General features: G+C 72.4%; 22 protein-coding genes. 15 read left to right on the plus strand and 7 right to left on the minus strand.

The features are described 5' to 3' along the window. The first annotated feature begins 6 nt into the window (after positions 1 to 6). From qcrC to qcrB, 3 genes are read left to right on the plus strand one after another with little or no spacing between them, the layout of a single operon-like run. Positions 7 to 888 (plus strand): cytochrome bc1 complex diheme cytochrome c subunit, encoded by an 882-nt coding sequence (gene qcrC / locus O2W16_RS01545; protein ID WP_269157035.1) that lies wholly within the window; start codon positions 7 to 9, stop codon positions 886 to 888. After that, entirely contained in the window at positions 885 to 1997 is a 1113-nt protein-coding gene (qcrA, locus tag O2W16_RS01550) for a cytochrome bc1 complex Rieske iron-sulfur subunit (protein WP_269157036.1), read from the plus strand. Before qcrC ends, qcrA begins: the two co-directional genes overlap by 4 nt. Then, a complete protein-coding gene (qcrB, locus tag O2W16_RS01555) occupies positions 1997 to 3679 on the plus strand; it encodes a cytochrome bc1 complex cytochrome b subunit (RefSeq protein WP_269157037.1) in 1683 nt (560 codons plus the stop codon). The genes qcrA and qcrB overlap by 1 nt, the downstream gene beginning before the upstream one ends. Positions 3680 to 4553: 874 nt before the next feature. Here qcrB and O2W16_RS01560 read toward each other — a convergent pair. Next, on the minus strand, positions 4554 to 4955 hold the full coding sequence (locus tag O2W16_RS01560) for a cytochrome c oxidase subunit 4 (RefSeq protein ID WP_269157038.1): 402 nt from the start codon (positions 4953 to 4955) through the stop codon (positions 4554 to 4556). Between the two features lie 33 nt (positions 4956 to 4988). Beyond that, on the minus strand, positions 4989 to 5864 hold the full coding sequence (gene ctaC, locus O2W16_RS01565) for an aa3-type cytochrome oxidase subunit II (protein WP_269157039.1): 876 nt from the start codon (positions 5862 to 5864) through the stop codon (positions 4989 to 4991). A gap of 308 nt (positions 5865 to 6172) precedes the next feature. Between ctaC and O2W16_RS01570 the strand changes: the two genes are divergently transcribed. From O2W16_RS01570 to asnB, 3 genes are read left to right on the plus strand one after another with little or no spacing between them, the layout of a single operon-like run. Beyond that, positions 6173 to 6538 (plus strand): metalloprotease, encoded by a 366-nt coding sequence (locus O2W16_RS01570; protein ID WP_269157040.1) that lies wholly within the window; start codon positions 6173 to 6175, stop codon positions 6536 to 6538. After that, positions 6528 to 6902 carry a DUF3817 domain-containing protein gene (locus O2W16_RS01575; protein ID WP_269157041.1) on the plus strand — a complete coding sequence of 125 codons (375 nt, stop codon included), beginning with the start codon at positions 6528 to 6530 and terminating at the stop codon, positions 6900 to 6902. Before O2W16_RS01570 ends, O2W16_RS01575 begins: the two co-directional genes overlap by 11 nt. Positions 6903 to 6952: 50 nt before the next feature. Then, the gene (asnB, locus tag O2W16_RS01580) at positions 6953 to 8887 is read left to right on the plus strand and encodes an asparagine synthase (glutamine-hydrolyzing) (protein ID WP_269157042.1); all 1935 of its coding nucleotides are present in this window, start codon (positions 6953 to 6955) and stop codon (positions 8885 to 8887) included. Positions 8888 to 9046: 159 nt separating this feature from the next. On the opposite strand, the gene O2W16_RS01585 is transcribed toward asnB, so the two are convergent. Then, positions 9047 to 9403, minus strand: a complete 357-nt coding sequence (locus O2W16_RS01585) for a HesB/IscA family protein (RefSeq protein ID WP_269157043.1) — start codon at positions 9401 to 9403, stop codon at positions 9047 to 9049. Positions 9404 to 9604: 201 nt separating this feature from the next. Between O2W16_RS01585 and O2W16_RS01590 the strand changes: the two genes are divergently transcribed. Continuing rightward, the gene (locus O2W16_RS01590) at positions 9605 to 10228 is read left to right on the plus strand and encodes a DUF3043 domain-containing protein (protein ID WP_269157044.1); all 624 of its coding nucleotides are present in this window, start codon (positions 9605 to 9607) and stop codon (positions 10226 to 10228) included. Between the two features lie 51 nt (positions 10229 to 10279). After that, on the plus strand, positions 10280 to 11263 hold the full coding sequence (locus O2W16_RS01595) for an aldo/keto reductase family protein (RefSeq protein WP_269157045.1): 984 nt from the start codon (positions 10280 to 10282) through the stop codon (positions 11261 to 11263). 79 nt (positions 11264 to 11342) lie between these two features. Here the strand turns inward: O2W16_RS01595 and O2W16_RS01600 are convergent, their stop codons facing one another. Further along, entirely contained in the window at positions 11343 to 11555 is a 213-nt protein-coding gene (locus tag O2W16_RS01600; protein ID WP_269157046.1) for a hypothetical protein, read from the minus strand. 155 nt (positions 11556 to 11710) lie between these two features. On the opposite strand from O2W16_RS01600, the gene O2W16_RS01605 reads away from it, so the two are divergent. The 3 genes from O2W16_RS01605 (at position 11711) to O2W16_RS01615 (ending at position 14054) form a co-directional block, all read left to right on the plus strand. Beyond that, positions 11711 to 12154 (plus strand): phage holin family protein, encoded by a 444-nt coding sequence (locus O2W16_RS01605; RefSeq protein ID WP_269157047.1) that lies wholly within the window; start codon positions 11711 to 11713, stop codon positions 12152 to 12154. Continuing rightward, positions 12151 to 12825 (plus strand): DUF3618 domain-containing protein, encoded by a 675-nt coding sequence (locus O2W16_RS01610; protein ID WP_269157048.1) that lies wholly within the window; start codon positions 12151 to 12153, stop codon positions 12823 to 12825. Before O2W16_RS01605 ends, O2W16_RS01610 begins: the two co-directional genes overlap by 4 nt. Positions 12826 to 12896: 71 nt before the next feature. After that, a complete protein-coding gene (locus O2W16_RS01615; protein WP_269157049.1) occupies positions 12897 to 14054 on the plus strand; it encodes a YihY/virulence factor BrkB family protein in 1158 nt (385 codons plus the stop codon). 16 nt (positions 14055 to 14070) lie between these two features. Here O2W16_RS01615 and gcvT read toward each other — a convergent pair whose 3' ends face one another. Further along, positions 14071 to 15189 carry a glycine cleavage system aminomethyltransferase GcvT gene (gene gcvT, locus O2W16_RS01620; protein ID WP_269157050.1) on the minus strand — a complete coding sequence of 373 codons (1119 nt, stop codon included), beginning with the start codon at positions 15187 to 15189 and terminating at the stop codon, positions 14071 to 14073. A 69-nt stretch (positions 15190 to 15258) separates the two neighbouring features. Between gcvT and O2W16_RS01625 the strand changes: the two genes are divergently transcribed. Beyond that, a complete protein-coding gene (locus O2W16_RS01625; protein ID WP_269157051.1) occupies positions 15259 to 16773 on the plus strand; it encodes a leucyl aminopeptidase in 1515 nt (504 codons plus the stop codon). Positions 16774 to 16814: 41 nt separating this feature from the next. On the opposite strand, the gene O2W16_RS01630 is transcribed toward O2W16_RS01625, so the two are convergent. Next, positions 16815 to 17177, minus strand: coding sequence for an oxidoreductase (locus tag O2W16_RS01630; RefSeq protein WP_269157052.1), 363 nt, complete (start codon positions 17175 to 17177; stop codon positions 16815 to 16817). Between the two features lie 160 nt (positions 17178 to 17337). On the opposite strand from O2W16_RS01630, the gene lpdA reads away from it, so the two are divergent. The 3 genes from lpdA (at position 17338) to O2W16_RS01645 (ending at position 21677) form a co-directional block, all read left to right on the plus strand. Beyond that, entirely contained in the window at positions 17338 to 18720 is a 1383-nt protein-coding gene (gene lpdA, locus O2W16_RS01635; protein WP_269157053.1) for a dihydrolipoyl dehydrogenase, read from the plus strand. Positions 18721 to 18834: 114 nt separating this feature from the next. Next, positions 18835 to 20685 (plus strand): 2-oxoglutarate dehydrogenase, E2 component, dihydrolipoamide succinyltransferase, encoded by a 1851-nt coding sequence (gene sucB / locus O2W16_RS01640; protein WP_269157054.1) that lies wholly within the window; start codon positions 18835 to 18837, stop codon positions 20683 to 20685. Between the two features lie 86 nt (positions 20686 to 20771). Continuing rightward, complete coding sequence (locus tag O2W16_RS01645) at positions 20772 to 21677, plus strand: TIGR01777 family oxidoreductase (RefSeq protein WP_269157055.1); 906 nt, start codon at positions 20772 to 20774, stop codon at positions 21675 to 21677. A gap of 4 nt (positions 21678 to 21681) precedes the next feature. On the opposite strand, the gene O2W16_RS01650 is transcribed toward O2W16_RS01645, so the two are convergent. Then, positions 21682 to 23352 (minus strand): serine/threonine-protein kinase, encoded by a 1671-nt coding sequence (locus O2W16_RS01650; protein ID WP_269157056.1) that lies wholly within the window; start codon positions 23350 to 23352, stop codon positions 21682 to 21684. Positions 23353 to 23442 lie beyond the last annotated feature (90 nt).

The raw sequence follows: 23442 nt of genomic DNA on the forward strand, positions 1-23442 counted from the left end.
AACCGGGTGTCCACCACGAACGCCTCGTCCGAAGCCCCTCTCGAGGGCGGCCGCCGCGGGTTGCTGCGTCGCCGGCCGGCCGCTGGCACGCCGGCCGCCGCCGCCCGCGACCGGCGCCGCTCCAAGCAGCGCCGCCGCCTGGCCAACGTGGCCGGGTTGATGGCCGCCCTGGTCCTGACCGGGGTCGGCTACTCCGCCTTCGCCCCGGGGGCCATCGCCGCCGACGAGCAGTCGAGCACGGAGTCCATCGCCGTCGAAGCCGGCCGTGAGCTCTACGTCCTCAGCTGCATCACCTGCCACGGTTCCAACCTGCAGGGCGTCGAGGACCGCGGCCCGTCGCTCATCGGCGTCGGCTCGGCCTCGGTCTACTTCCAGGTCTCCACCGGCCGCATGCCGCTGGTCCGCCAGGAGGCCCAGGCGCCCGAGCACCCGGTGATCTTCACCGAGGCGGAGATCGCCCAGCTGATGGCCTACGTCCAGGCCAACGGTGGCGGCCCCAGCATCCCCTCGGGTGACCTGCGCGACGGCGAGCTGGCCGAGGGCGGCGAGCTCTTCCGCCTGAACTGCGCCTCCTGCCACAACTTCGTCGGAGAGGGCGGTGCCCTCTCCTCCGGCAAGCGGGCGCCCTCGCTGGACGGCCTGACCGACGAGCAGATCTACGCGGCCATGCTGACCGGGCCGGAGAACATGCCGGTCTTCGGTGACAACCAGCTGACCCCGGAGGAGAAGCGCTCGGTCATCGACTACGTGCAGACGATCCAGGACCAGGCCGACCCCGGTGGCGCCGCGATCGGCCGCGCCGGTCCCGTGGCCGAGGGCCTGGTGATCTGGGTCGCCGGCGTCGGCGCCCTGCTGTTCGGGATCTTCTGGATGGGGACGAAGGCGTGACCACGACCGACAGGAACCCCGGGTCGGCCGGCGGGGACCGCGCGAGCGGTCCCAGCCACGGCGGTCCGGACGACGAGTACACGCCGGCCCAGCTGGCGGCGATGGACCGCACCGAGCTGGACCGGCTGGGTGCCCGCTACGACGGCGTGGAGGTGCTCCACGTCGAGCCCGGCCCTGTCCCGGGTTCGGCACTGGAGAAGCAGGCCACCCGCCAGGTGACCATGTGGTTCGCCCTCGCCGGGGTGTTCGCCGTGGCCTTCCTGGTCGTCTACGCCGGTTCCGGGTGGTTCCTCCCCGACTGGGAGTGGGAGGTGGGGGCCGCTCCGTGGAGCGCGCTGTTCACCCCGCTCCTCGGTCTGGCGATGGGCCTGTCGCTGCTGTGCATCGGCATCGGCCTGGTGCAGTACGTCAAGAAGCTGCTGCCGCACGAGACCGCGGTCCAGGACAAGCACGACGGCTCGCACTTCGACCGGGTCACGACCGGCGCCACCCTCATGAGCGGCCTGGACAAGTCCGGTCTCCCCCGTCGCAAGCTGCTCCTGGGCACGATCGGTGGGATGGGTGTCGCGTTCGGCGCCATGCTCATCGCCCCGCTCGGTGGCCTGATCAAGAACCCGAACACCGGCAACCCGCTCGGCACCACGTCGTGGGCCGAGGGCGTCCGCCTGCTGCGCGACGACGGCACCCCGATCCGCCCCGGCGACCAGCAGCCCGGCTCCCTGGAGACGGTCTTCCCGGCCGTCGCCGGCGGCAACTTCCAGGCAGACGCGGCCACCATGCTGATCCGGCTCCGCCCGGAGCAGCAGCTCAGCGAGGAGCCGCGGGAGGGTCAGTCCGACTTCTCCTACGGCGACTACGTCGCCTACTCGAAGATCTGCACCCACGCCGGGTGCCCGGTCGGGCTCTACGAGCAGGAGACGGGCCGCATCCTCTGCCCGTGTCATCAGTCGCAGTTCCTGGTGACCCAGGGCGCGAAGCCGGTCTTCGGTCCGGCGACCCGCCCACTCCCCCAGCTGCCCATCACAGTCGACGACGAGGGCTACTTCGTGGCACGGAGCGACTACATTGAGGCAGTCGGCCCCACCTACTGGAACCGGGAACGGATCTGATGGCCACCACCACGGCGGCGCCTGGTGCGCCGACGACCAAGATCGGGCAAGCAGCCCTCGAGGTCGACGATCGCCTGATCGTCGCCGGTCCGCTCCGCCGGACGCTGAACAAGGTCTTCCCCGACCACTGGTCCTTCCTGCTCGGGGAGATCGCGCTCTACGCGTTCATGATCCTGCTGGTGTCGGGCACCTACCTGACGTTCTTCTACGACGCCAGCATGGAAGAGGTCGTCTACGAGGGCGTCTACGCACCGCTGCGGGGCGTGGAGATGTCGGCGGCCTACGAGTCGACCCTCGGGCTCTCCTTCGACGTCCGCGGCGGGCTGCTGATCCGGCAGATCCACCACTGGGCAGCCCTGCTGTTCGTGGCCGCGATCGTCATCCACCTCATCCGCATCTTCTTCACCGGTGCGTTCCGGCGGCCGCGTGAGACCAACTGGCTGATCGGCGTCGTCCTGCTCGTCCTGGCGCTGCTCATGGGCGTCACCGGCTACTCCCTCCCCGACGACCTGCTGTCGGGAACGGGCCTGCGGATCATCAGCGCGATCATCCTGTCGCTGCCGGTCATCGGCACCTGGGCGCACTGGGCCGTCTTCAACGGCGACTACGTCGGCACGGAGATCATCGGGCGCTTCTACATCGCCCACGTGCTGATCATCCCGGCGATCTTGCTCGCACTGATCGCCGCGCACCTGCTGATCCTGGTCAAGCAGAAGCACACCCAGTTCCCGGGTGCCGGTCGCACGGAGCACAACGTCGTCGGGAACCGGCTCTTCCCCACCTTCGCCGGCAAGGCGACGGCCCTCTTGTTCATCGTGTTCGGGTTGTGCGCCGCCCTGGGTGGTCTCGTCCAGATCAACCCGATCTGGCTGTGGGGTCCCTACAACCCGGCGCAGGTGTCGGCCGGTTCGCAGCCGGACTGGTACATCGGCTTCCTCGACGGTTCGACCCGGCTCTTCCCGGCCTGGGACATCAACCTGCCCGGCGACTACACGATCCCGGCGCTGTTCTGGCCGACCGTGGTCGGTGCCGGTCTGATGTTCACCGTGCTCGCGCTCTACCCGATGATCGAGCGCAAGCTGACCGGGGACACCGCGTCCCACCACCTGCTGCAGCGACCGCGCGACGTCCCTGTCCGGACGTCGGTGGGGGCCATGGCCCTCACGTTCTACGTCGTGCTGTGGATCTCCGGTGGCAACGACCTCATCGCGGACAAGTTCGACATCAGCCTCAACGCGATGACGTGGTTCGGCCGGATCGGTTGCCTGGTGCTCCCGCCCTTCGCCTACTGGATGACCTACCGCCTGTGCCTGGGGCTCCAGCGGCACGACCGCGAGGTCCTCGAGCACGGCATCGAGACCGGGGTCATCCGGCGGCTGCCCAGTGGTGAGTTCATCGAGGTGCACCAGCCCCTCGGCCCGGTGGACGAGCACGGTCACGGTCAGCTGGCCTACGGCGGCGCCTCGGTGCCCAAGAAGATGAACCAGGTCGGCGGCGCACGCCGGGCGATCAAGGGCTTCTTCAAGCCGATCGAGGAGCCGGCCGAGGTCCAGCGTCAGGCCGAGCTCGAAGCCCGCGGGCTGGAGGCGGAGCAGTCCGACCGCCAGACCATCAGCTCTGGTCGACCGTCCGAGGGCGGGCGTCCCTCCGAGGGCGGGCGGCCGCAGGCTCCGCGCGACTGACCCACCGCAACGAACAGCAGGCCCCGACGGACTCGTCCGTCGGGGCCTGCTGCCTTTCCGGCCCCCCCATGCCGGTCGGGGGCGGCGCGTCCTCCCGCTGACTCCGTGATCGTCGGGAGGCCTCACCTCGCGGGTCACCGGCAGGAGGGTCCCGGCGCCGCCGGCCCTCATCGCACCTGCCCGCGGTGTGGGGCGCTCGCTCGTCGGTCTCAGTGCCTCTGACTCCCCTGCCGCCGGCTCGTCGGCAACCAGGGCCAGGCTCAAGCTCAGCCCCGCGGCACGCGACACACGGCACGCGGCGCGCGGCAGTTCTCCTCCCGCCGCCCAGGTGCCGAGGCCGCCATGGAGAACTCGGCTCGCGTGCCGCGGAGACCTCGCCGCAGCCGCCTGCGCGGCTGCGGCGGTCTCATGCGCTGGGTCTCCTCCGCAGCTGGGTCCGCTCCCTGCCCCGGGCCTCTCCTGCGCCGGTAGCGTCTCCCCACGACCCCGAACCAAGCCCCGTCGGGGCTGGGGTGCTGCTCCACGCCTTTGGGAACGTCCTCAGCCGCGTGGCTTGCCATGTCATGGACTGTTCTCGGCCGGAGTGCCTCCCTGCGCCGCGGCGGTCCCTCCCGAGCGCACGTCTGCACGCACCTCGGACCGGTACCTCAGCCGGGGCGCCTCGCTCCGTGGTGGACGTCCGTGGCGGGCGCTGTTCCGCTCGCCCAGGACGCTCGGCTGACGTTCTGAGTTCCGCGCCCGCGCAGCGGAGGCAGGTCGGCGACGCGTGCCGGTCACCTCGGCCCTGCCATGTCGGTGTCCGGGTGCAGACGCCGAGCGGGGCCCCTTCCCGACTGGGAAGGGGCCCCGCTGAGTCGTACGGTCCTGCTGGCGATCAGCTGTGTGCGTTCTGCCCGACGTAGTACTCGAACAGCAGCCCACCGATGGTCACCAGGAGCGCGACGGCACCGATGATCACCAGCCACGGGTACCAGAAGGCCAGCGCGAGGCCCATGATGCCGGCGGAGAAGGCCAGCCCGAAGGGCCAGTAGCTCGCCGGGCTGAAGAAGCCCAGCTCGCCCGCCCCATCGGCGATCTCGGCGTCCTTGCGGTCCTCGGGGCGCTCGTCGATCCGGCGGCTCACGAACCAGAAGAAGCCACCGATCAGGGCGGTGAGGCCCCCGGACAGGGCGAGCGCCGTCGTCCCGATGGGCTCACGCGACCAGACGCCGTAGACCACGGCGGTGACCAGGCAGAACACCGTGATCAAGTTGAAGATGAGCGCTTCGACCTTCACGGCCGCTCCTCCAGGTAGTGCGGGGTGATCGAGTCAGTCATCCGAGGCCACCGCCTGCTGCTCGCGCTGCAGGAGGAACGGCTCCGTGGAGACCGCCTCACCCGGCTCGCCGATGAGCACCAGGGCGTCGTAGGACGACAGCCCCTCCTCACGCGCCTCGAGGTAGGTCTCGTACTCGTCCGGGGTGACCGACCGCAGCTCGAAGTTCATGAACGCGTGGTAGGTGCCGCACAGCTCGGCGCAGCGGCCGACGTACGCGCCCTCCTCACGGACGGTGACCTCGAAGACGTTGTCCCGGCCGTTGTCCTGGCCCGGGATGATGTCCAGCTTGAAGAGGAACTCGGGCACCCAGAACGAGTGGATGACGTCCGCCGAGGCCAGCTCGAAACGGATGGTCCGGTCGGTGGGGACCACGAGGATCGGGATCTCCGTGCTGGTGCCGACGGTCGACACCGCTTCGCCCGACTCGGTCTCCGTCTCCGGGTAGACGAACTGCCAGTTCCACTTGAAGGCGTTGACCGCGACCGTGACGTCGGGGTCCTCGCTGACGTCACGGACCTCGTTCTGGGTGTTCACGGTGAAGAAGAAGAGCACCGCGATGATCAGGAACGGGATGATCGTGTAGACGACCTCGAGCGGGAGGTTGTAGGCGGTCTGCCGGGGCAGTTCGTCCCCGCGCTTCCGGTACCGGATCGTCGCGTAGGCGATGAGCAGCCACACCCCGATGCCGACCACCAGGGCTGCGATCGTCGAACCGATCCACAGGTCGTGCATCGCCTCGGCCTGGTCGGTGATGCCCTCAGGCCATCCCCAACTGACCCAACTGCCCGTCAGTTCGCACCCGCTGAGCGTCAGCGCTCCCAGGAGACCGAGCCCGGCGACCTTCGCCAGCTTGCTGCGTCGAGCCACTGCCCGCTGCCTCCTCATCCCCCGCGTGGCGACGCCACGCGGTCTCACCGGCGGGTGCTCCTCGGTTGCCCGACGGGCTCTGCCCACCCCGACCACAGTCTCGCCGAGACTAGCCGACCCTGCCTGTCGTCCCGGGGGCGGGAGGACCGTCCCGGCGGGTCGCCCGGGGCCGCTGGTCGGACGCGGTCGGCGGCGTCCACCCGGGCGGCCGGCCGACCCGGTGCCGACCGCCGGCGTGGGGTCGGCGTGCTCCGGACCACGCCATGGGCGACGGCCTGCCGTCGGTCCCGGCGGTTACAGTCGCGGGCGTGTACCGACGCCTGCTCAGCCCCGGGTGGCTCTTCATGCACCTGGTGGTCGTGGCGCTCTTCGTGATGACGTTCTTCCTCGGCTACTGGCAGTTGACGAAGGCCGAGGCCGGTGGCGGTGCCGTCAACTGGAGCTACGCGCTCCAGTGGCCGCTGTACGGGTTCATGGGCCTGGGCTTCTACCTCAAGATGTGCAAGGACGAGCTGGCCCGGGACCCCGCGGACGACGAGCCCGGTTCCTCCCTGGTGCTCTACCAGCGGCCGCGGATCGACACCACGGGCGATCCGGAGCTGGCTGCCTACAACGCCTACCTCGCCGAGCTCAACGAGAAGGCGCTCCGGCCCGGGAGCAGCAGTGACCGCTGACCGAGCGGCGACCGCCTCCCGGCTGCCGCGCGCCCTCGCCCGCCGGGTCGGGCACAACGTCCCCGCTGCGCTGCTCCGCTACCGGGTGATGGCCTGGGTCGTCGGCGTCCTGCTGATCGCCCTCGTCCTGGTCGCCGTCCCGCTGAAGCGCCTCGCCGGCATCGACGGCCCCGTGGCCGTCATCGGCACCGCCCACGGCTGGCTCTACGCGATCTTCTTCGTGACCGCCTGCGACCTGGCGCTCCGCGCCCGGTGGACGCTCAAGGGCTCGGTGCTGGTGCTGCTGGCCGGCACGGTCCCCATCCTGTCCTTCTTCGCCGAGCGGATCGCGACCCGCAAGACCCGCGCCGGCGAGCGCGTCTGATCCCGGGGCCGTCGGCCCCGATCCCTCCCCACCACCTGGAGACCTCCCGCATGTGCGGCCTGCTGGCCTACCTGTCCACCGACGCCGAACGGGTCGACGAGCAGACGGTCTCCGGGGTGCAGCACGCCCTGCGGTGCCTGCGGCACCGCGGCCCCGACGACCGGGAGGTCTGGTCGGACCGGCACGCGGTGCTCGGCTTCAACCGGCTGGCGTTCATCGACATCGAGGGCAGCCCCCAGCCGATGCCCTACGCCGACGGCCGGTACCGGATCGTCTTCAACGGCGAGATCTACAACTACCTGGAGCTGCGCGAGGAGCTGAAGGCCGCCGGCGCCACCTTCGCCACCGAGGGCGACACCGAGGCGATCGTCGCCGGGTACCACCTCTGGGGCGAGGCCATCCTGCCGCGACTGCGCGGCATGTTCGCCTTCGTCATCTGGGACACCCGGACCCGGACGGCGTTCGGCGCCCGGGACGCCTTCGGCATCAAGCCGCTGTTCACCGCCCGGCTGGCCGACGGCGGCCTGGTGTTCAGCTCGGAGAAGAAGGCCCTGCTGGAGCTGCTCGGCGGCACCCCCGGCGCCGGCGGTGTCGACCCGGCGTCCCTGCAGCACTACCTGACCCTTCAGTACGTGCCCGAGCCCGCCACCCTCCACCGGGGTATCCGGCGGATCGAGAGCGGCACCAGCTTCACCGTCACGGACGGCGAGCTGCAGACGAAGCGCTGGTTCCACCCGACGTTCGCACCGAAGCCGGTCACCCCCGGGTCGGAACAGGCCCTGTTCGACCGGATCGCCGAGGTGCTGGAGGACTCGGTGGCCAAGCACATGCGTGCCGACGTCACCGTGGGTTCGTTCCTCTCCAGCGGTATCGACTCGACCGCGGTCGCCGCCCTGGCACACAAGTACAACCCCGACCTGGTCACCTTCACCGTCGGCTTCCAGCGGGAGGCGACCTCGGAGGTCGACATCGCCGCGGAGTCGGCGGCGATCCTGGGCGTGGAGCACATCCCGGTGGAGGTCACGGCGCAGGAGTTCGCCGACGCGATCCCCACGGTCGTCTGGTACCTGGACGACCCGGTCGCCGACCCGGCGCTCGTGCCGCTGTACTTCGTCGCCCGCGAGGCACGCAAGCACGTGAAGGTGGTCCTGTCCGGTGAGGGCGCCGACGAGCTGTTCGGCGGTTACACGATCTACCGCGAGCCCCTGAGCCTGGCCTGGGCGTCGAAGCTCCCGGCCGCCGGCCGCCGAGCACTGGGCGGGTTGTCCCGGTTGGTGCCCGAGGGCGTCCGGGGGCAGGACCTGCTGCGCAGGGCGTCGATCCCGCTCGAGGAGCGCTACTACGGCAACGCCCGCAACCTCAACGCCGACGAGCTCGCGCAGCTGCTGCCCGGCCGCGACCCCGACCTCTCACACGTCACCGTCACCGAGGCCCTCTACCGGCAGACCCGCGAGGCCGGCTACGACGACGTGACGGCGATGCAGTACGTCGACCTCTTCACCTGGCTCCGCGGCGACATCCTGGTCAAGGCGGACAAGATGACGATGGCCAACTCCCTCGAGCTGCGGGTGCCGTTCCTGGACCCGGAGGTCTTCGCGCTGGCCAGCAGCCTGCCGCTGGGGATGCGGGTGCCGAACCGGGGTGACGCGACCAAGTACGCACTGCGGCAGGCGATGCGGCAGATCGTCCCGCCGAAGATCATGAACCGGCGCAAGCTGGGCTTCCCGGTGCCGACGGCGGAGTTCCTGGCCGGCCCGTTGCACGACTGGGCCCGGGACATCGTGACGGACAGTCAGACCGACGAGTGGCTCGACCGCGACCACGTGCTTGGCCTGCTGGACCGGCTGCGCGACGCCGAGGTGCCCAGCAAGCGGATCGCGCGGCAGGTCTGGGGGGTGCTGGTCTTCATGATCTGGCACGGCATCTTCGTCGAGGAGCGGATCACCCCGGAGATCCCGGAGCCGGTCTACCCGGTCCGGCTCTGATCCGCGGCCGGGCGGTCCCGGTGGCGGGCGGCCTGCTGGCCGCCCGCCACGGCTGCCCGGCCACGGACCGGTGAGCCGAGGGAGCACTCCCCCGGACACGACGAGGCCCGGCACCCCTCGCGGGGTGCCGGGCCTCGTGCGTTCGCTGCTAGCCGGCGATCAGTGGAACGAGTCGCCGCAGGCGCAGGAGCCGCCCGCGTTCGGGTTGTCGATGGTGAAGCCCTGCTTCTCGATGGTGTCGACGAAGTCGATCGTCGCGCCGCTGAGGTACGGGATGCTCATCCGGTCGACGATGACCTCGACGCCACCGAACTCGAAGGTCTCGTCGCCGTCGAGGAATCGCTCGTCGAAGAACAGCTGGTACCGGAGGCCCGAGCAACCTCCCGGCTGCACCGCGATCCGCAGCCGCAGGTCGTCGCGACCCTCCTGCTCCAGCAGCGTCTTCACCTTCAGGGCGGCGGGGTCGCTGAGGATGACGCCGGTGGCGCCGGGGGCCTGCGTGTCCTGCACGGTCATGTCGTGGTCCTCCCACACTCGAGGGTGTCCTGCTCGGCCCGCCACGGGGGCGGACTCTCAGAACGGCCAACACCGCCGTGGCGGAGCTGCTTCCCACTGTACGGCGCGATCGGAGCACGGGCGGGCTACACACTGCCCACCGGAGGGACACCGCCCGCCGGGACCCCGTCGACGAGCGCCGGGCACGTAGACTCCGCAGCCGTGAAGCTCCGCCTGCCCGGCCGCCGTCCCGCCTCCGACACGACACCGGACGCCGCCGACACCGTCACCGTCACCCCGCACGGGTCGACGGCGGTCGGCGCGACGGGCAAGGGCCGGCCGACCCCCCGGCGCAACCAGGCCCAGGGCCGTCGCACCGGCCCGGTGCCGCCGCCGCCGACCACGCGCAAGGAGGCGTACAAGCGGATGCGCGAGCAGCAGGCCGCCGGGCGGGGCACCACCCGTGCCGCTGCCGCCCGTGGCGACGACAGCGCGCTGCCCGCCCGGGACCGCGGTCCGGTGCGCCGGTTGGTCCGTGACGTCGTCGACGCCCGCCGCAACGCCGGCAGCTTCTTCCTGGCGGTGGCCGCTCTGGTGCTGATCGGCTACTTCATCCCCGTCCCGGCCGTGCAGAGCTACACCGTGTTCGTCTGGTTCGCCTTCTTCCTGGTGATCATCGGGGACTCCTTCCTCCTCGGCCGCAAGATCAAGGCGAAGGTCCAGGAGCGCTTCCCGAACACCGACCAGAAGATGCGCAGCCTGATCTGGTACGGCGTCAGCCGGGCGACGATGATCCGCCGCTGGCGCTTCCCCAAGCCGCAGGTCCCGCTGGGCGCCGACGTCTGAACGAGGGCCGCTGCTCACGGTTGTTGAGCCGCGCTAAGTAGTGTCCCGGCCGTGCACACACGACGCCTCGGCCGTTCCGGCCTGACCATCTCCGAGATCGCCTACGGCAACTGGCTCACCCACGGCAGCCAGGTCGAGGAGGAGGCGGCCCACGCCTGCGTGCGGGCCGCCCTCGACGCGGGGATCACCACCTTCGACACCGCCGACGTCTACGCCGGCACGAAGGCCGAGTCGGTCCTCGGCCGGGCTCTGGCCGGCCAGCGCCGGGAGGGCCTGGAGATCTTCACGAAGGTCTACTGGCCGACCGGCCCGGGGGCCAACGACCGCGGGTTGTCCCGCAAGCACGTCATCGAGAGCTGCAACGCGTCGCTGAAGCGGCTGCAGACGGACTACGTAGACCTCTACCAGGCTCACCGGTACGACTCCACGGTGCCGCTGGAGGAGACGATGACCGCCTTCGCCGACCTGGTGCGCCAGGGCAAGGTCCTCTACCTGGGCGTCTCGGAGTGGCGCGCCGAGGAGATCGCCGCCGCGGCCGAGCTCGCTCGCGAGCTCAAGGTGCAGCTGATCAGCAACCAGCCCCAGTACTCGATGCTGTGGCGGGTCATCGAGGCCGAGGTGGTGCCCACCAGCGAGCAGGAGGGCCTCTCCCAGATCGTCTGGTCACCGCTGGCGCAGGGGGTGCTCACCGGCAAGTACCTGCCCGGCCAGCAGCCGCCGGCGGACAGCCGCGGCGGGCACGCCACCGTGGGCGGGTCGATGAAGGACTACCTGACCGACGACGTGCTCACCCGCGTCCAGCAGCTGCGGCCCATCGCCGACGAGCTGGGCCTGTCGATGGCACAGCTGGCGGTGGCCTGGGTGCTGCAGAACACGAACGTGGCCGCGGCGATCATCGGCGCCAGCCGGCCCGAGCAGGTGCACGACAACGTCAAGGCCGCCGGCGTCCAGCTGCCGCCGGAGGTCATGACCCGCATCGACGAGGCGCTGGGCGACGTGGTGGTGCGCGACCCCGCCAAGACCTCCCGGGGCTGACGGAGTCCCTTCTCCCGAGCTCAGCACGGGCATCGGGACGGGGCCACGGGGCGGACGTCGGTGCGGCGTCCGCCCCGGTTCAGCTGGCCGCCAGGCCCATCGGGCCGTACACCCGCTCACCGTCCTCCTGCAGCGTCACCGTGGCGACCCCGCGTTCCAGCAGGTCGCGCCAGGCCTCCCCCAGCCAGGACTCGGCGTCGCCCTGGTTGTCGCACTCGGGCACCTCCACCCCGAGCGCGGCAGGGTCGATCGGTGCACCCGAGGGGTCTTCCAGCTGCCAGGTCCAGCTCATGGCGGCAGGCTAGCGACCCCGCGGCCCCGGAGCAGCCCCGAAGGGAGCGGCTCCCGGCCGACTGCTCTGGCGCGCGCATTGGCGATCTTGGTTTACACGGTAAGCAGCCGGGCATGGTGCAGGACACCACCCACGCCCGACACCGCGGAGGACGAATGAGCCAGCTCACCATGGGCGCCGGCGCCAGCCGGGTGGAGACGCCTCCGCCCGCGCCCGAGAGCGCATCCACCGGTCAGCTGATCGGTCAGCTGTCCGACCAGCTGACCACCCTCGTCCGGGACGAGATGCGCCTCGCCCAGGTCGAGGTCAGCGCCAAGGCGAAGAAGTTCGGCCTGGGGGCCGGCCTCTTCGGTGGTGCCGGCCTGTTCGGCTTCCTCGGCCTCCAGGTGCTCGTCGCCGCCGCCGTCCTGGCCCTCGCCCTCGCCCTCCCGGGCTGGCTGGCCGCCGTCGTCGTCGCCGTCGTGCTGTTCGTGGTCGCCGGCGTGCTGGCCCTCGTCGGCACGAAGGACGTCCAGCAGGCAGCGCCGCCGGCGCCGACCGAGGCGATCTCGAGCATCAAGACCGACGTCGCAACCGTGAAGGAGAGTGCGTCCCGATGACCGGAGCCGACGAGAGCCGTCCGGCGGGCAAGCCCGACCCCGATGCGATCCGCGCCGACATCGAGCAGACCCGGGAGCAGCTCGGTCGCACGGTCGACGAGCTGAGCCACCGGCTCGACGTCCCGGCCCGCGCCCAGGAGCGCGTCGACCAGGCCAAGAGCTCGGCGCTGGAGAGCGCCAACCGGACCAAGGACACCGCGGTCGAGACCTACCGGGAGAACCCGCCCGCCGTCATCGGTGGCGGCGTAGCGGCCCTGACCGCGCTCGTCGGACTGCTCGCCTGGCGACGGAAGCGTCGGCAGACCGCTGCAGAGCGTGCGGCGGCGAAGGAGGCAGCCCGGCGTCGCGCAGCAGCCCAGAAGGCCGCGAAGCGCGCTGGCAAGGAGCGCGCAGCCGCCCGGAAGAAGGCGGCGAAGCGGGCCGAGGCGCGACGGAAGGCCGCGGTGGCGACCCTCAGCGCACGTACGCGCAGCGCCACCACGCAGCTCTCCGCGGCAGAACGGGCGGCCTCGAAGCAGCTGTCCGCCACGCAGCAGGCCGCCGCTGCCCGGCTGCGGGCCGGCGAGCGCGTCGCGGTGAAGCGGGTCTCGGCGACCCAGCGGAGTGCCGGCCGGCGACTGCCGCGCCGGCGCTCCGGGTGGCGGCGGACGTTGGCCGAGCTGACCCGCTGAGCCGCTGGTGGGGCCCGGACCACCGGGCCCCACCGTTCCACCTGCAGACCCGAGACGAGGGGATGGGACCGATGGTCGACGACGGGCGGCAGGGCAGCGCCGTGGAGAACATCCGCGCGCGGGTGCAGGAGAAGGCCGAGCGGCGGGCTGCGCAGCGGGCCGCGGAGGCGCGTGCCGCCGGCAACGGCGAGGGCAGCGGCGCCTCCTCGTCGGCTGTCCTCCGCGGCGAGCGGCGCGAGGCCGCCCGGCCGGCCCCGGACGTGCCCGACTCCCGAGAGATGCCCGGCATCAACGCTGATCGCCCGACGGACATCCCGCGACGCGGTTGGGTGCAGATCGTCAAGCGGTCCTGGGCGGAGAACAACGCCGACAACATGCCGATCATCGCCGGTGGGGTGGCCTTCTTCGCCTTCCTCTCGATCTTCCCGGCGCTGATCGCGACCATCTCCATCTACGGCCTCGTCGCCTCCCCCGAGCAGGTCGCCGAGCAGATCGAGTCGCTGTCCGACCAGCTCCCGGACACCGCCCAGGACATCCTCACCCAGCAGCTGACCGACATCACCAGCAACGCCGGCGGGGCGCTCACCTTCGGGTTGATCGCCTCGGTGCTCGGCGCACTGTGGACGGCGTCCGGCGGCGTCAACAACATGGTGAAGGCGGTGAACATCGCCTACGACGAGGTCGAGACCCGCAACTTCCTCAAGCTGCGCGCGCTGTCCCTGGTCCTCACCCTGGGCGCGATCGTGTTCGTGCTCTTCACCTTCGCGCTCATCGCCGTGGTCCCGATCGTGCTGGACGTCCTCCCGCTGGGCGGCGTCGGCACGGTGCTCGCCCAGGTCCTGCGCTGGGTGCTCCTGCTGGCGGTGGTGGTCGGCTCGCTCGCCGTCCTGTACCGGGCCGCCCCCGACCGGGATGCACCGAAGATCCGCTGGGTGAGCCTCGGCTCGCTGGTCGTCACCGTCATCTGGGCGGTCGTCAGCGTCGCGTTCAGCTTCTACGTCAACAACTTCAGCTCCTACAACGAGACCTACGGCGCCATCGCCGGCGTCATCGTGCTGATGCTGTGGCTGTACCTGACCTGCTACCTGGTGCTGCTGGGCGCGGAGATCAACGCCGAGACCGAGCACCAGACCGCACGGGACACCACCCAGGGCGACCCCGAGCCGATGGGCAAGCGGGACGCCGTGGTCGCCGACGAGGTGCCCGACCCGCCCGTGCCGGCCAAGTGACCGGCCGGGCAGCGCCTCAGCGGACGTGCGAGGGGACGAAGGGCGGACGGCGGACGACGACCGCCTGAGGCCGCCCCCGCACGTCGACGGCGACCTCTGCCCCCTCGGCGACGCCGGCGGCCCGGTCCAGCAGCGCCAACGCGATCCCGGTCCGCAGGGTCGGGGAGAACGTGCCGCTGGTGACCTCGCCGATCCGCGAGCCGTCGGCGCCGAGCACGAGCATCCCGGGCCGCGGGATGCCCCGACCGGGCGCCTGCAGACCCCACAGCTGACGGGCCGGGCCGGTCGCCTTCTCCGCCAGCAGCGCCTCGCGCCCCCAGAACGAGCTCTTGCCCCAGCCCACGGCCCAGCCCGACCGCGCCTGGTTGGGCGTGATGTCCAGCGACAGCTCGTGACCGTGCAGCGGGTAGCCCATCTCGGTGCGCAGGGTGTCCCGGGCGCCGAGACCGCACGGCCGGATCTGCTCGGGCGCACCGGCGGCCAGCAGCGCGTCCCAGAGCTCGGCGGCCCGGTCGGCGGCGACGAGGAGCTCGTAGCCGTGCTCGCCGGTGTAGCCGGTGCGGCAGACGGTGACCTCGTCCCCGCCGGAGCCGGACGTCCCGGCGAAGGCCATGTAGGACAGCCCGCCGGGCAGGCCGACCGCCGCCAGCACCTCGGGTGAACGCGGACCCTGCAGCGCCAGGACGGCGACCTCGGTGTGCCGGTCGGTGACGGTGACCCCCGCCGGCGCCTCGGCCGAGAGCCGGGCCAGCACGTCGGCGGCGTTGGCGGCGTTGGGCACGAGCAGGACGTCGTCCGGGCCGTGCAGGTAGGCGATCAGGTCGTCGACCACTCCCCCGGCCTGCGGCGCACCGTCGGGGAGACAGCACAGCGTGTACTGGGCCTGACCGGGCCCGATCTTGCCCAGGTCGTTGGTCAGGCAGGCGTTCACGAACTCGGCGGCCCCCGGGCCACGGACCGTGCCGGTGCCCAGGTGCGAGACGTCGAAGAGCCCGACGCCCTCCCGGACGGCGGTGTGCTCGGCCAGCACGCCGCCACCGGCGTACTCGATCGGCATGGACCAGCCACCGAAGTCGGCGAACTTCGCACCGGCGGCGACGTGGCGATCGTGCAGCGGGGAGGTCAGGGGGCTCACCGCCAGCACGCTAGTGGTCGGCGACCTGCCGGTCGTACGCCGTCCTCACCACCTCCTTACGATCGTCGGGTGCCGCCTACCATCTCCGCCACCGACCGCCCGCTCGAGAAGCTGACCGCCGACGCCGTCGTCGTCGGGGTCGGCAAGGGACCCGCCGGCCTGGTGTCCACGCCGGGGGCCGACGCGGTCGACCGGCTGCTCGGTGGCCGGCTCCTCGCCGCGCTGGCCGATCTCGGTGCCCGGGGAGCCGAGGACGAGGTCACCAAGCTGCCCACCTTCGGCCAGGGTCCCTTCCCGGTCGTGGCCGTGGCCGGGCTGGGCGCCCCGCAGGCCGACGGCTCGTACTCGGCCGAGGCGGTCCGCCGGGCCGCAGGCGCCGCCAGCCGCGCGCTGACCGGCCGCAGTTCACTGGTCAGCCTGCTCGCCGCCGTGGGCGGCGCACCGGACGCCGAGCGGCTGCACGCCGTCGGCGAGGGGTCGCTGCTCGGGGCCTACGAGTTCACCGCCTACAAGTCCGACCTCCCGGCGGACCGCCCCGCCCCGCCGTCCTCGGTGGAGCTCGTCGTCCCCGACGCCGGCGCCGCCAAGGCGCCGCTGGCCCGGGTGCGGGCGGTCGCCGACGCCGTTGCCCTCGTCCGCGACCTGGTCAACGCCCCGCCGAACGACCTGTACCCGGCCGAGCTGGCCGCCCGCGGTGCCGCGGCCGGCAAGAAGGCGGGGCTGTCGGTCGAGGTGCTCGACGAGAAGGCCCTGGCCGCTGGCGGGTACGGCGGCATCCTCGCCGTCGGCGGCGGCTCGAGCCGCGGGCCGCGGCTGCTGCGTCTGGAGTACAAGGGCAAGAAGGCCAAGACGAGCGTCGCGCTGGTCGGCAAGGGCATCACGTTCGACTCCGGCGGCATCTCGATCAAGCCCGCCGCGAAGATGGAGGACATGAAGAGCGACATGGCCGGTGCCGCGGCCGTGATCGCCACCATCTGCCTGGTCGCCGAGCTCGGCCTCCCGGTCGACGTGACCGCCACCGTGCCGATCGCCGAGAACATGCCCAGCGGCACCGCCTACCGCCCGGCCGACGTGGTGACGTTCCGCAACGGCAAGAAGGCGGAGATCACGAACACCGACGCCGAGGGCCGGGTCGTGCTCGCCGACGCCATCTGCCGGGCCGTCGAGGACTCCCCCGCCCACCTGCTGGAGACCTCGACGCTGACCGGCGCACAGCTGGTCGCCCTGGGCACCCGCACCGCCGGCGTGATGGGCAGCGACGACCTGCGGGACGCCGTCGTCGCGGCCAGCCGGCGCAGCGGGGAGCCGATGTGGGCGATGCCGCTGCCGCCGGAGCTGCGTCGCGGTCTGGACTCCCCGATCGCGGACATGGTCAACGCGAACGCCGACCGGATGGGGGGGATGCTCGTGGGCGGGCACTTCCTGTCCGAGTTCGTCCCCGCCGGCCTGCCCTGGGCGCACATCGACGTGGCCGGCCCGGCCTACAACACCGGGGCGCCCTGGGGCTACACGCCGAAGGGCGGCACCGGTGTCCCGGTCCGCACCCTGCTCGCCACGATCGAGGGCCTGATCGCGGGCCGGTGAACTGACGGCCCCCTGCCCCGGACGGGGTGGGGGGCCATCCGCTACAGCTTGTCGTCCGCCTTCTGGCGGGCGCTCCAGTCGCGCATCCGCTGCGGGTAGCCGGTGATCTGCGCGTCGTAGACCGGGACGGTGAGGTCCCGGGAGAGCTTGCGGGCGGTCTCCGGACCGTCGATCCGCCGACGTGTCCACTCCCCGTCGGCGGCGACCAACAGGATCGTCGTCTCGGTCACCGCCGTGCGGGGTTCGACGTACCCCTCGACACCCCGCCGGGTGGCGACGAACTGCTCCAGGTGGCTGAGGTCCGCCGACCCCGAGGCGCGGTCGAGCGTGCCCCGCCGGCCACGGCCCTTCCCGGCGGCCCCGCTGCTCCCGCGGCGGCCACGCAGCCGGTCGATCAGCCCCATCGCACTGCTCCAGTCCTCGCCGGTCGCGGGTTGCTCCGCGACGCACTCGCGGAGTGCAACGGAGCACCTCAACGCGTCGTTCCCGGGAGTGGCAGGATGGGCACGCGCAGGATCGCCGTGCCCGGAGCACCTCCGGGCCACCCAGCACTGAGGAGCAGCCGTGAGCGCACCGACCACCCCCGCTGACCTGGTCATCCTCGGTGGTGGCTCGGGTGGCTACGCCGCCGCACTGCGCGCCGCCGAGCTGGGCATGTCCGTCGTCCTGATCGAGCGCGACAAGGTCGGCGGCACCTGCCTGCACCGCGGCTGCATCCCCACCAAGGCCCTGCTGCACACCGCCGAGGTCGCCGACAACGCCCGCGAGGGCGAGCAGTTCGGCGTCAAGTCGACCCTCTCGGGCATCGACATGGACGGGGTGAACGCCTACAAGGACGGCGTCATCAGCAAGAACCACAAGGGCCTGCAGGGTCTGATCAAGAGCCGCGGCATCACCTACGTGGAGGGCGAGGGCAAGCTCGTCTCCCCCACCGCGGTCCAGGTCGGCGACGCGACCTATGAGGGCCGCCACGTCCTGCTCGCCACCGGCTCCTACGCCCGCTCGCTGCCGGGCATCGAGATCGACGGCACCAAGGTCATCACCAGCGACCACGCGCTGAAGCTCGACCGGGTGCCGGCGTCGGCGATCGTCCTCGGCGGCGGGGTCATCGGCTGCGAGTTCGCCAGCGCCTGGAAGTCCTTCGGCGTCGACGTGACCATCGTCGAGGGCCTGCCCCACCTGGTGCCGCTGGAGGACGAGTCGTCCTCCAAGCTGCTGGAGCGCGCGTTCCGCCGCCGCAAGATCGACTTCTCCCTGGGCAGCCGGGTGGCCAGCGTGCAGACCACCGCCGACGGCGTGAAGGTCGCCCTGGAGAACGGCAAGGAGTACGAGGCCGAGCTGGTGCTCGTCGCCGTCGGCCGCGGCCCGGTCAGCCAGGGCCTGGGCTACGAGGAGGCCGGCGTCGCCATGGACCGCGGCTACGTCCTCGTCGACGAGTACTGCCAGACGAACGTGCCGACCATCTCCGCCGTCGGTGACCTGATCCCGACCCTGCAGCTGGCGCACGTCGGCTTCGGCGAGGGCATCCTCGTGGCCGAGCGCCTCGCCGGGCTGCCGGTCGTGCCGATCGACTACGCGGGCGTCCCGCGGGTCACCTACTCCGAGCCCGAGGTCGCCTCCGTCGGCCTGACCGAGGCCCAGGCCAAGGAGAAGCACGGCGAGATCGAGGTCGCCACCTACGACCTGGCCGGCAACGGCCGGGCCGCGATCCTGAAGACGGCCGGTGCGGTCAAGCTGATCCGCGTCGCCGGCAACGGTCCGGTGGTCGGCGTCCACATGGTCGGCAGCCGGGTCGGCGACATGATCGCCGAGGCCCAGTTGGTCTACAACTGGGAGGCCCTGCCGGAGGAAGTCGCCCAGCTGATCCACCCGCACCCGACGCTGAGCGAGGCCCTCGGCGAGGCGGCGCTGGTCCTGGCCGGCAAGCCGCTGCACGCGCACGACTGACACACCACCTGCTCAGCACCACCGCCTGAACAGCGCCACCGCCTGAACAGCGCCACCGCCCGTACAGCACCACCCGCTGAGCACGACCCCACGACCTGAGGAGACCTGCCTTCGATGCCGACGTCCGTCACCATGCCCGCCCTGGGCGAGAGCGTCACCGAGGGCACGGTCACCCGCTGGCTGAAGCAGGAGGGTGACCAGGTCGAGGTCGACGAGCCCCTCCTCGAGGTCTCCACCGACAAGGTCGACACCGAGATCCCCTCCCCTGCCGCCGGTGTGCTCACCAAGATCGTCGTGGCCGAGGACGAGACGGTGGAGGTGGGCGCCGAGCTGGCCGTGATCGGTGGCGAGGACGGCGGCGACGCCGGCGCACCGGCAGAGGACGCCCCCGCCCAGGAGGCACCGGCCGAGGACACGGCCGCCGCCGAGGAGCCGGCCCAGGACGAGCAGGCCCCGGCCGAGCAGGCCGCCCCCGCGGCCGCTGAGCAGGACGGCGACTCGGGCGGTTCCGGCGGCGGTGAGGGCACCTCGGTGACCATGCCGGCGCTGGGCGAGAGCGTCACCGAGGGCACCGTCACCCGCTGGCTGAAGCAGGAGGGTGACCAGGTCGAGGTCGACGAGCCCCTCCTCGAGGTCTCCACCGACAAGGTCGACACCGAGATCCCCTCCCCTGTGGCGGGCGTGCTCACCAAGATCGTCGTGGCCGAGGACGAGACGGTGGAGGTCGGCGCCGAGCTGGCCGTCATCGGTGGCTCCGGTGGCGGCTCCGCGAAGGCCGAGTCCGCACCGAAGGCCGAGCCCGCCGCGGAGCGAGAGCCGGCCCCGAAGGAGGAGCCGAAGCAGAAGGCGGCCCCCGAGGCGACCCAGCCGACCCCGGTCGAGGCCAACACCGACACCGGCCAGCCCGGCGCGGACTACGGCTCCAGCGGCAGCATGCCGACCGAGTCGCCCACCGACCAGCCGTCGCCCGCCGAGGCCGTCGCCCCGGCCTCCCGGCCCGCTGCAGCACCGGCGCCCGACGGTGGCGGCGCCTACGTCACCCCGCTGGTGCGTCGACTGGCCGCGGAGCACGGCGTCGACCTCGGGTCGGTGACCGGCACCGGTGTCGGTGGCCGGATCCGCAAGCAGGACGTGCTCGCCGCCGCCGAGGAGTCCAAGAAGGAGCCGGCCGCCGCGCCGGCTGCCGCCTCCTCCGGTGGTGCGCGCACCCCCTCGCCGGCCGCGACCCCGGACTCCTCCCTGCGGGGCAACACGGAGAAGCTCTCCCGGCTGCGCACCGTCATCGCCAAGCGGATGGTCGAGTCGCTGCAGATCAGCGCGCAGCTCACCACCGTCGTCGAGGCGGACGTCACCCGGATCGCCAACCTGCGCAACCAGGTGAAGAACGACTTCGCCGCCCGCGAGGGTGTGAAGCTGTCGTTCCTGCCGTTCTTCGCCAAGGCAGCGATCGAGGCCCTCAAGGCCCACCCCGTGGTCAACTCCTCGGTCGACCTCGAGGCCGGGACGGTCACCTACCACGACGCCGAGAACCTGGGCGTCGCCGTGGACACCGAGCGTGGCCTGCTGGTGCCGGTCATCCGCGGTGCGGGCGACCTCAACGTGCCCGGCATCGCCCGGAAGATCGCCGACCTGGCCGAGCGGACCCGCACCAACAAGATCACTCCGGACGAGCTCGGTGGCGGCACGTTCACGCTGACCAACACCGGCAGCCGGGGCGCGCTGTTCGACACCCCGATCATCAACCAGCCCCAGGTCGCCATCCTGGGCGTCGGTTCGGTGGTGAAGCGCCCCGTGGTCGTCCAGGACCCGGAGCTCGGCGAGGTGATCGCGGTCCGCTCGATGGTGTACCTGGCGTTGAGCTACGACCACCGGATCGTCGACGGTGCCGACGCCGCCCGCTTCCTCACCACCGTGAAGGAGCGGCTCGAGGGCGGGCAGTTCCAGGGCGACTTGGGCATCTCCTGATCCACCGATGAAGGGCCCCGGCTTCGGCCGGGGCCCTTCGTCGTCCGCCTGACGCAGGCCCGTGCACTGATCCGAAGGAGCACTCGATGAAGGTGGCGGTCACCGGGTCCTCCGGGCTGATCGGATCCGCGCTCGTCCCCGCGCTGGTGGCCGACGGGCACGAGGTGCTGCGCCTGGTGCGGCGCACCCCGCGCACCGCCGACGAGCACCGCTGGGAACCGGCGCACCACGGCATCCCCGAGGGGCTGCTGACCGATGTGGACGCGGTGGTCAACCTCGCCGGGGTCGGGGTCGGTGACCGGCGCTGGACGGACAAGCACAAGAAGCAGGTGCTGGCCAGCCGGGTCCACAGCACGGCCACGGTGACCCAGGCACTCGTCGATGCGGTCGCCGCCGACCCCGACCGCGAGCGGGTGCTGTTGTCGGCGTCTGCGGTCGGCTGGTACGGCGACACCGGCGAGCGGGTGGTCGACGAGACCGCACCGGCCGGCGACGACTTCCTGGCCCAGGTCTGCGTCACCTGGGAAGGGACGACTGCCCCTGCGGCCGCCGCCGGGGTCCGCGTGGCGACGCTGCGCACCGGGCTCGTCCTCGGCCCCGGCGGGTTGCTCGGGCGGCTGCTCCCGCTGTTCCGCCTCGGCCTGGGCGGCAAGCTGGCCTCGGGCCGGCAGTACATGCCCTGGATCAGCCTGCAGGACGAGGTCGACGCGATCCGGTTCCTGCTCACCGCGCCGGTGTCCGGTCCGGTCAACCTCACCGCCCCCAGCCCGGCCACCAACGCGGAGTTCACCGCGGCGCTCGCCGAGGTCGTGCACCGGCCGGCGGTCTTGACCGTCCCGGGCTTCGCCCTGCGGTTGACCCTCGGGGAGTTCGCCGACGTGGGCGTCCTGGCCGGCCAGCGGGCCGTGCCGGAGGTCCTGCGGTCCGCCGGGTTCCGGTTCACCCACGAGGACCTCCAGGCGGCGCTCCGCGCTGCCGTCGCCGCGCGCTGACCCCTCACCCGCCCAGCCGGGCGTCGGCGATCCGCCAGCCGTCCGCCGTGCGCTCCAGGACCAGCCGGACCGGCGCCTCACCCCGAGCAGGGACCTCGGCGACCACCGTGGGCTCGGCCCCACCGGCTCGCACGACCCGGTAGGCCGGCAACGCGTCCACCAGCTGCACCTCGACCCGGGCGGGCCCCTGGGCCGTCACCTCGATCAGGCGGACCAGCCGGGGCGCGAAGCCGTCCAGCCGCTGACCGGCCCCGACCAGCTGCTGGACCTGGTCGGTGTCGCGGGCCAGCAGCGCGCTGCCGGACGCGTGCACCTCCGCCAGCACCGTCGGGTCGGCCTCGACGAAGGCCGTGCTGCGCCGGACGTAGAGGTCGGTGAGCACCGCGGCCCACTCGCCGTCCTCGACCGGAGCTGCTGACCGGTCGGCCGGTGACGCCGAGCCGTCACCCGCGAGCTCGTCCGGGGCGGTCGGTGTCGGGGACGCGGAGAGGACGGTGCTCGCCGTGGCTCGGCCTGCGGCCGGTACCGGGTCGGCGCTCGACCCACCCCAGCCCGCTCCGAGCCAGGTCACGCCGGCCAGCGCGGCCGCGACGGCGACGAGCACCAGGCCGGCCGTCGCCGCGCGTCGCACCGCGCCCATGACCAGCGGTCCCAACTCCACGTCACCGCCCCCTCGGGCGGCGACGACCCGGTCACCGAGCCGCCCCCGCAGCTGCGCCCACCGGCCGTCCGGGACCGGCACCGCATGTGCGGCACGGGGTCGGCGGCCCGGGACCTGGTGGGTCAGCTCCGTCCGTGGGCCCCGGCCGGTGGCCCCGAGTTCGCCATCGGGGACGCCGGCCACCGGGAGGCGGACGGGCTCCGGCCGGCAGGAGTGGCGGAGGTCGAGGGCGAACGCAGCGGCGGAACCCCGCAGATGCGGCTCGGCCGACAGCCCGCGGAGGACCACGCGCACCAGCTCCTCGGGTGCCTCGGGGGCCAGGAGCGTCAGGTCGGGGATCTCGCCGCCGGCCGCGACGGCGAGCGTGCCCGCCGGGTCCGCGGCGTTCCAGGGGGCGACCCCGGTGAGCGCGTGGAAGGCCGCCGCGGCGACGCCGAAGACGTCCGACGCCGGGCCGGGTGCACCGCCGCGGGCCACCACCGGGTCGACGTACGCCGGGGTGACCTCGGCCCGTGCGGTGTCCCCGACCAGCCGGGCGGTGCCCAGGTCGGTGAGCACCGGGCGGCCCTCGGCCGTGAACACGACGTTGCCGGGCGACAGGTCACCGTGCACGACCCCCCGCTCGTGGGCGTGGGCCAGCGCGGCCGCCACCGGGGCCACCGTGGTGACCACCTCTCCCGGGCGCAACCGCCCCCGCCGGGACAGCAGGGCGGCCAGGCTGCCGCCGGCGAGCAGGTCGAGCACCAGCGCCACCTGAGCAGGTTCGCCGCGCACCTCCCGACGGACGACGTGGTGCAGCCGCACCAGGTGCGGGTGGTCGAGCTCGCCGAGCAGTCCCGCCTCGCGCTCCTGCCGTTCCGGGTCGCCCCGCACCAGCACCTTGACCGCCACCGGCGGGCCGCCCGACCGCGGTCGGGCCCGCCACACCTGCCCCGAGCCACCCCGGCCCAGGAGCTCTTCGAGCACGTAGCCGGGCACGACGGGAGCCGCCGACAGGGAGGGCTGCGCAGGCATGCCGGGACCGTAGGGCCGACGGGCGGTCTCCCGCTGAGCCCGTCCACAGGCCCCGATGCAGTCCACAGATCCGCCGCGGGGCAGGGCGGG

Origin of the sequence: Modestobacter sp. VKM Ac-2984 (genome assembly GCF_026967985.1) — a bacterium.
In the GTDB taxonomy this organism is placed as follows: Bacteria; Actinomycetota; Actinomycetes; order Mycobacteriales; family Geodermatophilaceae; genus Modestobacter.

What these genes read in the sequence shown, in the direction of transcription:
- qcrB (WP_269157037.1), top strand. Translation starts at nt 1,997, where the DNA reads ATGGCCACCACCACGGCGGCGCCTGGTGCGCCGACGACCAAGATCGGG.
- asnB (WP_269157042.1), top strand. Translation starts at nt 6,953, where the DNA reads ATGTGCGGCCTGCTGGCCTACCTGTCCACCGACGCCGAACGGGTCGAC.
- O2W16_RS01585 (WP_269157043.1), bottom strand. Translation starts at nt 9,403, where the DNA reads ATGACCGTGCAGGACACGCAGGCCCCCGGCGCCACCGGCGTCATCCTC.
- O2W16_RS01600 (WP_269157046.1), bottom strand. Translation starts at nt 11,555, where the DNA reads ATGAGCTGGACCTGGCAGCTGGAAGACCCCTCGGGTGCACCGATCGAC.
- O2W16_RS01605 (WP_269157047.1), top strand. Translation starts at nt 11,711, where the DNA reads ATGAGCCAGCTCACCATGGGCGCCGGCGCCAGCCGGGTGGAGACGCCT.
- O2W16_RS01610 (WP_269157048.1), top strand. Translation starts at nt 12,151, where the DNA reads ATGACCGGAGCCGACGAGAGCCGTCCGGCGGGCAAGCCCGACCCCGAT.
- O2W16_RS01615 (WP_269157049.1), top strand. Translation starts at nt 12,897, where the DNA reads ATGGTCGACGACGGGCGGCAGGGCAGCGCCGTGGAGAACATCCGCGCG.
- O2W16_RS01630 (WP_269157052.1), bottom strand. Translation starts at nt 17,177, where the DNA reads ATGGGGCTGATCGACCGGCTGCGTGGCCGCCGCGGGAGCAGCGGGGCC.
- sucB (WP_269157054.1), top strand. Translation starts at nt 18,835, where the DNA reads ATGCCGACGTCCGTCACCATGCCCGCCCTGGGCGAGAGCGTCACCGAG.
- O2W16_RS01645 (WP_269157055.1), top strand. Translation starts at nt 20,772, where the DNA reads ATGAAGGTGGCGGTCACCGGGTCCTCCGGGCTGATCGGATCCGCGCTC.
- O2W16_RS01650 (WP_269157056.1), bottom strand. Translation starts at nt 23,352, where the DNA reads ATGCCTGCGCAGCCCTCCCTGTCGGCGGCTCCCGTCGTGCCCGGCTAC.